Raw genomic sequence first — 12,276 nt, forward strand, 5'->3', positions numbered from 1 at the left:
GCCAAATGAATCACCCCTTGGGATTAGTCAATGCTGTGATTCTGACTGCGCCATAACCTCCACCCGAAGCATATCCCTTGCACGAGACAATCGGGACCGAACCGTACCAATGGCAAATCCAGCTCAAGTGCGGCGTCCTGATAAGTAAAACCCTCGAGTAAAACAAGCTGCACCACTGTTTGCATTTTGCCCGGAAGTTGATCAATCGCCGACTTCAGGGTTTCCATGCGCTCCTGGCGCATCAAGGACTCTTCGGGCTCGCAGATTGAATCGGCGGGAATCATGCTGATCTGCTCATCGAAATCGTCGCCTTGAAACCGAAAACTGGTGTCGCGGTAGCGAAAGTTTTTCACCAGGTTCAGTGCAATGCCAAACAGCGATGTCTCGGGTTTGGAGTCGCCACGAAAACGGGCCCAGTTGCGAAACGCGGCCATGTGCGTTTGCTGGATAAGATCATCCACATAATCCTCCCGACGAAGGTGCTTGCGAACAAAATGGGTCAAGCGCGATCGCTGCGATTTCAACAAGGCTTCAAGCGTGCAAAGTTGTGCTGCGTTCAGCGGTGCGGGTGTGCTTTCATCAATACCCGACACGGTGATTTCGAACTGTTGAACGTTTGCGATTTGTTCCATGGCCTGCCTCTATTTGCTTGTGTGTGGTAACAAGCGTTGTGCAGTGTGCATGCCAGGGACAGGTAATTTTCAAATGCCTGATTTCATGGTGTATTTATTGATTAGCTCTTGTAAGTTCTTTGATTTTTTATAAATTCCGTACTCAATATGATCCAAAATCTCTAAATCAGAACCCGGTCGGGCTCAGGCTGATGGCAGATGCGGTGTAAAATGCGCTCATCTCGCGGTAGTATAATGGATAGTACGAGGCCCTCCTAAGGCTTAGATACAGGTTCGATTCCTGTCCGCGAGACCAGGCATAAAAAAAGCCCCTGACTTGTCAGGGGCTTTTTCAATTGAACAGCAAATAAATTAGCTGGCTTGCTCAGTCAGAATCTTCCAGCGACCATCTTCTTTCTTCAATCGCAAAGTTTTGCGAACATTGTCAGAATACTTGTCAGCTTTGTAGGCCTGATCAAACTCGGCAGTGGCTTCTTCGCCATTGATTTGAATATTCAGGTTGCTGATGTCAACCTCAATATTCGACTTGTTGGCAATTCGGGCGCGGCGCTGGCTTTCCCACTGTGAACGGCTTAGTGCACCAGGCAGCTCGAAGTTGGCAGAATAAAAGCTGAGGTAACCCTCCACATCGCGGGCACTCCAGGCTGCAGCCCAATTGCTCACTGCTTCTGTCACTTCAATTTGCAGCTGAACCGGGCTGGGGCCAGCAGGTGCAGCGGGTGCCGCCACAGGTGCTGCGGGTGCTGCAGCTGCCATGGGGTCGCTTGCAGCAGGCATTTCACCGTTCAACAAATCGTCCGCAGGCGGCAACGCAGGATCCAGCAAGGTGTCTGCTGCTGGATCAATTGCGGGGTCTACAGCAGGTTCTGCAACGGGTGCAGGTGCAGCAGCCGGTGCGGGCGATTGGTCAAGTACTGCCGGGCGAAGTTGGTCAAGTCCCAGGAAATGACTGACTGGCTTCAAGTTGTCGGCATTGTTGATCAAGGCTTGACCACCATAGGTCACGATCAGCAAACCAATGAACAAGGTGTACACGGGCAGCAACCAGCGTTCGTACCTGTAGTAGAACGGCTTGCCTTTCACTTCGTCGGCAACCTTGTCCATTTCAGCCTCACCCACGACCTGGCGAGTGAGCAGTTGGTTCAATGCCACCGGCGGCGAGAGATAACCCAACTCGAACGCTGTAATGACGATCATCCAGAAGTGGACCGGGTGTATGCCATTGCTGTAGGCAATTGGCGCCACTGTGGCCGACACAAGAATAACCGCGCCGAATGGATCCATCACCATGCCGATGAATACCATCATGATCATGAACAGCGTCAATGCACCCCAAATGCTGGCCATTTCGGCAGGAACAATGCTCATCAAGCCAGAACGTTCAATCATGCCGCCCACGCTAATGGACAAAGCCATCAACATGATCAGGGCACCAATGTGACCAATGGTCTCAGAGGTGGCACTGCGCACCGCCATTTCCAGACCCTGGTTTTTCTTCTTGTCTGCTGGCGTATCACCACCTACTTTGGTGGGGCCGCCGCGCAGCTTGTCGAAAATAATCACGAACAGCATGATCACAGGCAGCATCACGGGCGCTGTGAACTCATCCAGTTTGGTGTCCAGCAAATATTCGTAACCAAATACCACCAGCATCACGATCACAATGTAAGGCGATACGGGTACCAATGCTCGCAGGGATTGTGGCAGTGCTTCCTTCGCCTTGGCACGTTCAGTGACACGCCCTTCTGCTTTTAGCAGCGCGATCAACATGAAGATAGTTGAAGTCAGTATGAATACGAACAGACCCCAGCCATACAGTTCACTGGTGGTCACTTCCTTGTTCAATGCGGCAATTACCACAATCAGCAAACAGGGGCGAAGCACCACACCGAGCGAGCCCGACATGGCTGTTGCGGCCAATGCAAATGGACGACGTGCGCCAGAGGCAAGCACTTCCCGATAAACAATCGCACCGGCAGCGATCACGAACACACCGGAGGCGCCTGTGTAGGCGGTTGGAATGGCCGCTGCGAGCAACACAATCCAGGTGAATATTTCAGGCGGAAGCTTCCAGGGCTTGAGAATGTCCATGAACAAGGACACCACACGGGTCTGCTTGAGCAACATACCGGCCCACAGATAGAGCGCCAGGTTCAGGAAAATGCTCGACAACTCGGTGATCTGGCCAAAGTAAATGGCCAAACCAGCAATGTAGTCGTCCATGAAAAAGTTGATACCCGCATTCAAGGCCATGAATGCATACAGCGGGATACTCAACAGGCCCATGCCGTAGCTTCCGCCCTCTTCAGCCTGTGCTGGAATTTTCAGCACGTCTTTCAGACTGATGAACGACAGGCTGGCAAACAGGGCAATCGCAATAATACTGATCAGCGGATTTTCAACCGCCACACCCGAGTCGTATTGAAGCTTCAGGTAATAGGTGGCTGAAATGGTCATCAACAGGTTTGCACCCAGCATGGCCAACGAATAGACCTGGAAGTCTTTCTTGGTGCGTGGTGGACGCAAACTGATGTGGTGGAACTGCTTGGTGGTTGAAATGGCAGCAATTGCGACCATGATCAACAAAATCAGGGGACGGTTTTCAGTACCGAACTTGAAAATGCCAAAAAAGCCGGTTTCAACTTCTCGAAACACCTCGACTTCGGGTGTGATGGCTTTGCTCACCCTTTCATATACAGCAAATCGCTCGCGGCATTGATCACGGGCGGCTTCCAAAGAAGCTCGAATCTCGTTGGGGTCAACAGCGACATCACCGAATAACAAATCCAGATCAGACTTCGGTGCACTCTCTGCATCGGCGACCTGTTTGGTCACAAGCGCGTCAATGTCGGGATTGGCTTCGCAGGTGGGTGCGGAAGGATCTGCACGCAGCAAAAAGTATTGAACCTGATTTTCAGGATCGCCGAACATGCGCTCGCCTAGCCGCAAGAGCTGACCGTGCACCATTTCACCCGTACCAATAATCAGGGTGAGTAACAACAGGGAGAAAATCGGTAGGCTGGATAACCACTCGGACGGTGTGCGACCCATCCATTTCTTGCCGGCGGAACTCTGCATAACGGATCCTTATCAGCGCCAACTTTGAGTTGGCTGATCAAATAGCGAATTAAAAGTAATAAAAAGGGGGCAACGGCAAGCCCCCATTACTGCAAAGGCAAACAGGCGGGAATAAGCCCCGCCCTGGATCGATTACAGCTCGGTCTTGGTTGCGCACTCGGAGTCAGCGCGGTTCACGCTACAACGAATCTGCTTCATGATATTCAAGGCCTTGGGATCGTATGAACCGCCTTTGGCCAACGCCACGCGTGATTCACGCAGCAAAATAGTGTATTTCACAGAGTCGGCAGCAGGAATATCCATCCACGCTGCGTTGGGGATACCCTTCTCAGCATTGGTAATGATTTGCATGCCTGCAGGGAATTTCTTGAACCAGTAGTCACGAGATTTCTGGGCAAAACCCTCGGGGAACTTGCTCTTGTTCACGATGACCTGATAGGTCAAGACAGCCACCGGGAAGCGAACAATTGCGCCTGCGCTGCCCAAGCCTTTGTAAAGCTCAAGCGGTTTATAAGCGGCGGCGGGCGCAGCAATAATGTCGACAGAACCATTGTTGAATTTGGCACCGAAGTTGGAAATATCGGCTGAAACAGGAGACGCACCTACCTTGGAAATCATTTCCTTTTGGGCAGAGTCGTAGTCAAACGAGGCGATCTTCTTGCCAGCCAGCTTTTCAACTGAGTTGATGTCACGGCTTTTTACATACAGGTATGCAGCGCCGAAAGGAATGATACCGGCCACTTGATAGTTGCCCTGAGTCATCAACGCATCTGCTTTTTCAGTCGCGAACAGTTGAATGGTGCGCTTGACCACTTCATAGCTCAAAGGCATGTCTACCTTACCGTCTTTCACAACAGAGGCCGCCCCCAATGCATCGATTGAACCAGCAACCGAGTTGTAAGCACGCGTGCGAAACGAGGTTGCTACCAACATATCGCACTGGCCTGTTTTGAAGTTCTCAGAGGCGATTTTCTCGTCAGTAAACGCTTCCAGTTCCAGGTCGGCACCGAAACCTTTGGCTGCCAACACGTAGTCTTTGCTCAGGTTAAATACGTCGCCGCCTGCGCCCAGAATGTCGAATACACAAACTTTCTGTTTGGCCAAGGCCGGTGATGCGGATGCCATCAAGGCCAAGCCCAAGCCGGCGGTGATTGCTTTGATTTTCAACTTCATTGTCTGGTCTCCCAAAATTGTGTTTTTGCGAACCCGGGATTTTTTGCTAGAGAATCTAACCCAGGTCTGCTGTGAGCAAAAACTTAGTTCAACAAGTCGTCCACGTTCATGCCTGCTGGCATCGCGGCTTCTTCATCCCAATATTTACCCATGCTGTTCACGGGGGTACGGGTGCCCACGTTTTCTGTCCAGTAACGGTCTGAAAGATTCAGCATGACCGCACCAGCCAAGCTGTCGACCAACGCGTATTGTTGGCTTGATTTGAAGTCTTTCACGTTCGCAAAACGCTTGGTTGCATCGCGGAAACGGGGGGTATCACCCACGGCCAGTGCGGACAAGCCGTACATCACGTGAGAAAGACGCACGCCTTGGCGCTCGCCAATCAACATGGACAAGCGGAATGTTCCCCATACGTCTTTGCCTTCAGAGGCACCTGGCAAAATACTCCAGACCACGGCGCGGGCGGCATTTGGCGCGCCCCACCACTTGGCATTGGAAATACAGGTGAGCGCACGTTCGGATTTTGGCGCGATGTCGGTGGGCACACCCACCATTTGCTGGGAAGCAATGTCGTTCACCACAGCTTGCAAACCAGCAACGGTGCCCAACAAGTAAGTCAGTTCATCAAAATCACGTTCGAACTCGGGGCAACCTTCACCATATTCGAAGTTGTATTTGTCTTCCAGCTTGTTGCGCATGGCTTCAAATGCGCGCAACTGGCGACGTGCGGTAATTTCCAGCAAACGTTTTTGCCCAATACGCGCGTCTTGCGCTTCTACAATATTGTTTTGATTGGAAGCGCGCAGGTAACGCAGTTCTTCTTCCACTGCACGCTGCTCAGAACACGCGGCAGAGGAGACCAGCAAAAGAGATTCGAGCAGTTGAGGATCGCCACCAAAGGCGCGGGTGCCGCCAGAAATCAGGGGAAAGTTGCCTGTGGCAAAGCGACAGGCCATGTCGACATCGTCAATTTCAAGCTGAGGTGGAATAATTCTGCGTTCAATCAGGTTGATCGCGAGGTTTGTAGCCCCTCTTTCGACGCTTGCGCAACCTGCCGCAAATGCAATTACTCCCGAAATGGCCAAAATACGCCATACGCCAGCTCTGATCATTGATGTCTCCGTTGATTTTTCTTTTATACCTTGCCTAGTCAATATTTAGATTTGACCTTTGAGTAACAAGATTTGCGCACGTTATTAAACCATGAAATATTCACCCATCCAAGGGAAAGTAAACAGTTGTTAATAGAAGCGCTATTCTATTTGAGGCACCAAATTTGAAGACAGATGCCTAAACACCCCCCAATTGAAGGCAACGAACTGTTAAAAAGCGTGGAGAATAAAGTATCTTCATTTGTTGCCTTTCGAAATTCATGACGCAGATCGATCTACCGGCAGACAACTCTGATACGGCTACGAGTAACAGCACCGACAAGCCTGACAGGATGAAGCAGGCCGTAAAAGACATGACACCATTGAAGGGCAAAACTGCGCTGGTGGTGGACTCGGCCTTGGCTACGCGGCGTGCGCTTCAGGAGCAACTTTCTCAACTGGGTGCAAAAGCGGTCATTTTCGCCAGTTCGGTTTCCGAAGTTGAACAGCACTTGAGTTCTCGCGAGTTCGCGCTGATTGTGTGCGAATACCAGTTGGAAGGCGACCGCAATGGTCAACAACTGCTGGAAGACCTGCGAGTGAACAAAAAACTGGCGTGGTCAACCGCTTTCATGATGGTGACTGGTGAGCGGAGCTACGGCAATGTGGTGGCAGTGGCTGAATTCGAACCCGACGATTACCTGATCAAACCTTTCACGGCCTCTACGCTTTCAGACCGTGTTGTTCGAGTATTTAACCGAAAAATTCGATTGGCCGATGCATACCGTTCGATGTTTGAAGAACGGTTTCAAGAAGTGCCTGCCATTTGCGAAGATCTGGAATCAAAGTTTCCGCAGTATTTGAATGAGCTCGAACGCATGCGTATTGAATCGTTCTACAGATTGGCGGAATACGAAAAAACCGAACAGGAATTGCAGGCAAAGATTGAGAAGGCGCCAAAACCATGGATGCAACTGTTGCTGGCCAAGGTCAACCTTGAGAAAAAACAGTTTGAGCAAGCCAATGACCTGCTCACTGAGGTGGTAAAAACAAACCCGGAGTACCTGGCCGCCAGCGACTTGTTTGCCGACGTGCTTTGGGAGCAGAACCGCCCGGCCGATGCCCTGGATATTCTTGAAAAAATGGGGGCGAAGGCACTGTCATCGACGACCCGCCTGCGCAAACTTGCTGATCTCGCCGTTCGCATTGGTGACAATACGCGCTCGAAAAACTACCTGACGAAAGTAATTGATCGATCCCGAAACACCTCACTTTCGCAAATACACGACTACCTTCAGTTGTCGAAAATTTACGTGCAGGAAGGTCGACATGAAGAAGCCGAGAAGCTGACCGCAAAAATGCGCAGCACGGTGAATTCCACTGAACTTGATTTGGCGCGTGCCATGATGGCGATTCAAAAAGACATTGCCGATGGGCGCGGGGAGAAGGCAGGTGGCAAACTGCTTTCGTTTTTCGAAGACAACACAGAAGCGTTGCCCAAGCTTGAGCCAGAAACCTTAACCAGTCTGCTGGAATTGTGTTTCGCAGTGAGTATGGACACCAAAGGTTATGAGCTGGCCAGCCAGATCACCAAGCACAAACCGTCCAAAGCCATGCTGGACAGAATTCGAACTGCCATATCGGACTTCAAGGGCAGCCAGAGTACCGCCAACGACTGAATTTACGGTCTACAAGGCCCATGCGGCCTTGATCAACTGGTCCAGATAAGCGCCATAAAACTCTGGCAAACTGGCACCCAACAAGGGTTTGCCCGCCACAGCACCTTTTGCATTGAACACCATGACCGTGGGCGAAAACTTCACATTCAGCGGACTGGCCAGAGATTTGCCGGTGTATCGATTTCCATCAAACCAAATAAAACTGCGCTTGCTGTCTGAAAAATCGATTTCGTAAACAGCCACCTTGCCCCTGTAATTCGGATCGGTGCTGACATGGCGTAATGACTGCTGCCGGACCTTTTCGCAGTAAGCACAATCGGGCAAGGAAAACAGCACCACAACAGCTGGCACTTGCTGTTGTTGAAGATTAACCGGAAAAGAAAGTGGTTCTCCACCTGCACTGTGTGCAGGCGAGAGCCAGGCCAACACGAGAAACACCCAGACTGCTTTCATGCAATTTAGACCACATATCCCGGGTTGTCGTTCATTCCAATCAGTTTTGGTGTGTAAGGCACTTTGGTGGCAATGGTTTTTTTGGCTTTCAAATAGGTTTCAACCACATCCCAAATTGGTGGTTCACCATTGTTGCGAGCCTCTTCGGCCACCGGAGCCCAGCCCGCCACCTTGTATGCTTTTGACGCCTCAATGGGTTTACCGTTCAAACGCATATCGGAAATGCGCTGGCCTGCTTCCCCGTTGGGATTGCAGGTGTAAGTCAAACCACCCACACGCACCATGTCGCCGCCCTGCTGATAATAAGGGTCCGGGTTGAACAAGTTGTCGCACACGTCTTCCAGCACAGTTTTGATGAACTCGCCTTTCATGTCGACCAAAGTAGTATTTGGATAGGTAATCGCTGTTTGGTCCATCAGGTGTTCACGCGTGATGGTTTGACCTGGCAGCAGGCTGGTGCCCCAGCGAAAGCCTGGAGAAAAAGCAATTTCAGCGCCCTTCACTTCCATCAGTGCATCAACAATCAATTGATCCCAACTGCCATTGAAGTTGCCACGGCGATACAGCAAACCTTCACTGACTGCCAAGGGTTCGCTCAGCTTTTCAATGTAGGGTTTGCGCACGTTGCTCACAAAGGTTTCCATCGCGGGGTCGGCGGGCAGCATGTTCGAGAACACTGGCAAGAGGCGGTATTTGAAATCGCGCAATTTGCCGCCACGAATGTCCATGTCAAGCACGCCCAAAAACTTGCTGTTGCTGCCTGCATTGGTGACATAGGTTGTGCCAGAAGAGTTTTTCACGGGAATGGCGTTGGGCACACCGTCGTGCGTGTGACCACCCAAAATGAAATCGATCCCGGTCACGCGGCTGGCCAGTTTCAGGTCAACATCCATGCCATTGTGAGAAAGCAGCACCACCGCTTGCGCGCCTTTTGCCCGCACTTCGTCGACCACTTCCTGCATGCTTTCTTCCTGAATGCCGTAGGACCAGTCTTTGACGAAGTAACGCGGATTGGCAATTGGGCTATAGGGAAAGGCTTGCCCGATGATTGCAACCTTGGCCCCATTGATGGTTTTCATCACATGGCTTGGAAAAACCGGATCACCAAAATCAGTGGTTTTAATGTTTTGGGCAACAATGTCGATTTTGCCTTTGAAATCTTTCTCGGCCACTTCAAGAATTCGATCCGAACCGTAGGTGCATTCCCAATGCAGGGTCATCACATCAACGCCCAGCATTTTTGCAGCATCAACCATATCTTGCGCATTGGTCCACAAACTGGTGGCCGAGCCTTGCCAGGTGTCGCCGCCGTCCAGCAACAAAGCGCCAGGCCGGTTGGCCTTCATCATTTTCACCAAGGTAGACAAATGCGCAAACCCACCTACCTTGCCATAATGCTTGGCGGCTTCTTCAAAATTCAGATAAGTGAACGCGTGCGCTTGTGCGGAACCCGGCTTGATATTGAATGCCTTGAGCAATGACTCGCCCACAAGGTGTGGGGCTTTGCCAAAGGCATCGGCCACACCCAAATTCACATTCGGTTCACGGAAATAAATGGGCACCAGTTGCGCATGGCAATCGGTCATGTGCAACAGGCTGGCATTGCCAAATGGTTTCAGGTCATACAGCTTTTCACCATGGCCACCGGCCAGTACATGCGGTGAGTTGATCGCCATGCCCGCCGCCGAGGCGGCCGCGAGCATGCCCATGAATTCGCGTCGATTCATCTGCATTGAATAATTTCGCTTTTCAGAGAGTTAGCACCTGCACTTTTTTCAAGCACAGGTGATCGGAACAATTGTGTTTACTTGTTGACCGGCGAATCGGTTGCCATCAACAAGGCCATCACGTCTTTCAACTGATCTTCCGTCAAAATGCCTTCCGCGCCAAAACGAGGCATGTTGGAACATGCGTTGTAGGCATGCGAATTCCAGATTTTCGCCCAGGTGTATTTCATGATGGCATCCGAGTTGCCCCGCAACTTGCCATACTGATACAAGGACGGACCAATGTTGCCGTAAGCCAATTCTTGCGGTGCCAACTGGTGACAGGCGTAACAGTTGCCACCTGAAGTGCTGCCTTCTTTGTCATTGAACTGAAAACCCTTTCCGCTTTGCGCGATTTTTTCACCGGCTTTCCAGTCCCCAAGGTACTTGCCATCGCCTGGATATTTCACCGAGGCCAAAGCAGCATTTTGCAGCGCAGTTCGCTGGGTATCGGGTAAACCACCCGGTGCAGTTTCAGCCAGCGAACAGGCTTGCTGCAATTCGGTTTGGTTGAGGCGGTCAATATTGGCTTGCCCTTTTGTCTTGAACGAGGCTAGCAACAGTTGGTGAACCTCTTCGTTGCTTGGCTCTGCGACCACGGGCTTGCTGTCTGTGTTCGCGCATGCCCCCAAAAGGGCAATGAGCAAAACACTGGCCGAATATTTAATTGTGCTGTGCATGTTTTTTCTCCTCGTTGTTAGCGCTTCAGCGATGTGGCCTGCATGGTACCGCCCTCGGCTTTCACGCCCAGGAAGGTAATCAGGTCGATCGACGCTTGCGAGCCATACTTCAACTCGGGGAAACGTTGCTGCCGGAAACAGTCGTACATGCGCCATTGCATGGAACGCACAGCACCCTGAGAAACGCGATACGCCGGCCAAGCAGCAAATGCAGCTTGAGCAGGTTCGGGTTTTGTCAAGTTGGGCAGACCTTGCAAACGAATGCGCTGGTCGTCAGTTGCGTGGCAACTTGCGCAGGAAAAGTCATAAGGGCCTGCACGGTAAAAGAAGATTTTTTCGCCGCGTGCGCGGGATGCCTTTTCTTCAGGATGGCCTTGTGGAACCTTGATCATGGCACCACGGGATTGTGCGTACACATAAGCAACCAAAGACTCCATCTCGGTGGGTTTTTCACCCGCACTTGAGAAAGGTTTTTTGGTTATTTCAGCAACATCGCGCCCTTGCAATGTCACCATGCAATGCACCAGACGAGATTCCACGTCCATGACTTTGCCTGTGTCGCTGAAGAAGCGGGGCATGGTCGCCACTGCCCCTTCCAGCTTGCCGGGGCCTACGCCCAAATCGCATTGCTCAAGCGATGCATTCTTGGGGCCTTGCGGCTTTTGCCAAATGTCTTCGCCGCGCAACTCGACCAACTCGGCAGGATTGCCGTCGGCCAGCATGTCGCGGTATTCCTGAATACCCTGCTCGGTGGTTTTTTGTGCATGTGCGCTCATTGTGAAGGTCGCCATTGCACCTGCGCCCACAAAGGCCACAGCGGCTAGCTTGACCGCTGTTCTTGCTGTTTGCCTCATCTCACACCCCTTCTTATGGTTATGCATTAATTGGAGATTACGCCACTTTGGTCTTGTCAGTTCGGGAGTCGCCCTTGTTGTCAGTCCATGTCACTTCCACTGTATCACCGGCTTTGCCCCCATTGAAAGAGAAGGACAAGAAGGGATTTTTGGATACGGCAGGACCCCAATTGGCCTGCAAAACCACCTTGTCGTTGCACTTGGCGGTCACGTTCTGAATAAACCAGGCAGGAACCAAACTGCCATCGGAGGCTTTGCGCTGGCCAGTTTCCATTTCATGCGCCATCAATACTTTCACTTCCACTTCATCGCCGTTGGCCTTGGCGCGAATTTTCATTGGATCACCCATATTTTTCTCCTGAATTTTGAATTAACCGCCACAACCGCCGAGGGTTACTTTGACCTCTTTTTTGGCAAAGTAATACTTGCCATCGGCCTTGACGAGCGCATAAACATCACTGGACTTACCCATTTTTACGCGCGTGTTTACCTTGGCCTCTGTGCCAGCGGGAATCATGAACTGGGCCGACATCATGGAGGGGTTATTGGCAACCAACAGGGCTACTTCTGTGGTGTTTTTTAACTTGCTGTCAGCGCCAACTGGCACCACTGCGCCGTTTTCAGCGATGTCAGGAGCAATCACTGTAATTTCCTTGCTTTCCGTGGGCATACTGCCGCCCAAGGCTTTCATCAGTTCATCCAGAGACTTGGCACCAAATGCTTTTTCTGGGTACCCAGCGGCTGCGAACACCTCATTGGGTTTGATCAATCCGGCGGCAACTGCCAAGCCCAATACTGTCAGGCCCGACGAGGCTTTCAGCATGGTGCGTCTGTTTTGGTTCATTGACTAACTCCTCCTAAAAATTCCAT

Annotated in this window: 11 protein-coding genes and 1 tRNA gene; 2 read left to right on the top strand and 10 right to left on the bottom strand. The window is 51.4% G+C overall.

The window, feature by feature from the left end; genetic code table 11:
- Positions 1 to 23: 23 nt before the first annotated feature.
- Entirely contained in the window at positions 24 to 632 is a 609-nt protein-coding gene (locus tag P0D43_RS11700) for an RNA polymerase sigma factor (RefSeq protein ID WP_394672487.1), read from the bottom strand.
- Positions 633 to 852: 220 nt separating this feature from the next.
- On the opposite strand from P0D43_RS11700, the gene P0D43_RS11705 reads away from it, so the two are divergent.
- A tRNA-Arg gene (locus tag P0D43_RS11705) sits at positions 853 to 927 on the top strand.
- A 56-nt stretch (positions 928 to 983) separates the two neighbouring features.
- On the opposite strand, the gene P0D43_RS11710 is transcribed toward P0D43_RS11705, so the two are convergent.
- From P0D43_RS11710 to P0D43_RS11720, 3 genes are all read right to left on the bottom strand, one after another.
- Positions 984 to 3,710, bottom strand: coding sequence for a TRAP transporter large permease subunit (locus tag P0D43_RS11710; RefSeq protein ID WP_394672488.1), 2,727 nt, complete (start codon positions 3,708 to 3,710; stop codon positions 984 to 986).
- A gap of 132 nt (positions 3,711 to 3,842) precedes the next feature.
- Positions 3,843 to 4,883 carry a putative solute-binding protein gene (locus P0D43_RS11715; RefSeq protein ID WP_341236582.1) on the bottom strand — a complete coding sequence of 347 codons (1,041 nt, stop codon included), beginning with the start codon at positions 4,881 to 4,883 and terminating at the stop codon, positions 3,843 to 3,845.
- 83 nt (positions 4,884 to 4,966) lie between these two features.
- The gene (locus P0D43_RS11720) at positions 4,967 to 5,995 is read right to left on the bottom strand and encodes a hypothetical protein (RefSeq protein WP_341236581.1); all 1,029 of its coding nucleotides are present in this window, start codon (positions 5,993 to 5,995) and stop codon (positions 4,967 to 4,969) included.
- Between the two features lie 260 nt (positions 5,996 to 6,255).
- Between P0D43_RS11720 and P0D43_RS11725 the strand changes: the two genes are divergently transcribed.
- Positions 6,256 to 7,653: a response regulator gene (locus P0D43_RS11725; protein ID WP_341236580.1), complete on the top strand. Its 1,398-nt coding sequence runs from the start codon at positions 6,256 to 6,258 to the stop codon at positions 7,651 to 7,653.
- 9 nt (positions 7,654 to 7,662) lie between these two features.
- Here the strand turns inward: P0D43_RS11725 and P0D43_RS11730 are convergent, their stop codons facing one another.
- The 6 genes from P0D43_RS11730 to soxY all read right to left on the bottom strand — a co-directional run bounded on the left by P0D43_RS11730 (position 7,663) and on the right by soxY (position 12,250).
- Positions 7,663 to 8,106, bottom strand: coding sequence for a thioredoxin fold domain-containing protein (locus tag P0D43_RS11730; protein WP_394672489.1), 444 nt, complete (start codon positions 8,104 to 8,106; stop codon positions 7,663 to 7,665).
- A 5-nt stretch (positions 8,107 to 8,111) separates the two neighbouring features.
- Positions 8,112 to 9,833 carry a thiosulfohydrolase SoxB gene (soxB, locus tag P0D43_RS11735; protein ID WP_394673723.1) on the bottom strand — a complete coding sequence of 574 codons (1,722 nt, stop codon included), beginning with the start codon at positions 9,831 to 9,833 and terminating at the stop codon, positions 8,112 to 8,114.
- 77 nt (positions 9,834 to 9,910) lie between these two features.
- A complete protein-coding gene (gene soxX, locus P0D43_RS11740) occupies positions 9,911 to 10,552 on the bottom strand; it encodes a sulfur oxidation c-type cytochrome SoxX (protein WP_394672490.1) in 642 nt (213 codons plus the stop codon).
- Positions 10,553 to 10,569: 17 nt separating this feature from the next.
- A complete protein-coding gene (gene soxA, locus P0D43_RS11745) occupies positions 10,570 to 11,406 on the bottom strand; it encodes a sulfur oxidation c-type cytochrome SoxA (protein WP_201301477.1) in 837 nt (278 codons plus the stop codon).
- 37 nt (positions 11,407 to 11,443) lie between these two features.
- Complete coding sequence (gene soxZ, locus P0D43_RS11750; protein WP_159570750.1) at positions 11,444 to 11,755, bottom strand: thiosulfate oxidation carrier complex protein SoxZ; 312 nt, start codon at positions 11,753 to 11,755, stop codon at positions 11,444 to 11,446.
- Positions 11,756 to 11,776: 21 nt separating this feature from the next.
- Complete coding sequence (soxY, locus tag P0D43_RS11755) at positions 11,777 to 12,250, bottom strand: thiosulfate oxidation carrier protein SoxY (RefSeq protein WP_159570753.1); 474 nt, start codon at positions 12,248 to 12,250, stop codon at positions 11,777 to 11,779.
- Positions 12,251 to 12,276: the final 26 nt, after the last annotated feature.

Source organism: Limnobacter sp. (assembly GCF_043511195.1).
Lineage (GTDB): Bacteria > Pseudomonadota > Gammaproteobacteria > Burkholderiales > Burkholderiaceae_B > Limnobacter.

Coding starts and splice junctions, on each gene's coding strand:
- P0D43_RS11700 (WP_394672487.1), bottom strand. CDS start 632: ATGGAACAAATCGCAAACGTTCAACAGTTCGAAATCACCGTGTCGGGT.
- P0D43_RS11710 (WP_394672488.1), bottom strand. CDS start 3,710: ATGCAGAGTTCCGCCGGCAAGAAATGGATGGGTCGCACACCGTCCGAG.
- P0D43_RS11715 (WP_341236582.1), bottom strand. CDS start 4,883: ATGAAGTTGAAAATCAAAGCAATCACCGCCGGCTTGGGCTTGGCCTTG.
- P0D43_RS11720 (WP_341236581.1), bottom strand. CDS start 5,995: ATGATCAGAGCTGGCGTATGGCGTATTTTGGCCATTTCGGGAGTAATT.
- P0D43_RS11725 (WP_341236580.1), top strand. CDS start 6,256: ATGACGCAGATCGATCTACCGGCAGACAACTCTGATACGGCTACGAGT.
- P0D43_RS11730 (WP_394672489.1), bottom strand. CDS start 8,106: ATGAAAGCAGTCTGGGTGTTTCTCGTGTTGGCCTGGCTCTCGCCTGCA.
- soxB (WP_394673723.1), bottom strand. CDS start 9,833: ATGAATCGACGCGAATTCATGGGCATGCTCGCGGCCGCCTCGGCGGCG.
- soxX (WP_394672490.1), bottom strand. CDS start 10,552: ATGCACAGCACAATTAAATATTCGGCCAGTGTTTTGCTCATTGCCCTT.
- soxA (WP_201301477.1), bottom strand. CDS start 11,406: ATGAGGCAAACAGCAAGAACAGCGGTCAAGCTAGCCGCTGTGGCCTTT.
- soxZ (WP_159570750.1), bottom strand. CDS start 11,755: ATGGGTGATCCAATGAAAATTCGCGCCAAGGCCAACGGCGATGAAGTG.
- soxY (WP_159570753.1), bottom strand. CDS start 12,250: ATGAACCAAAACAGACGCACCATGCTGAAAGCCTCGTCGGGCCTGACA.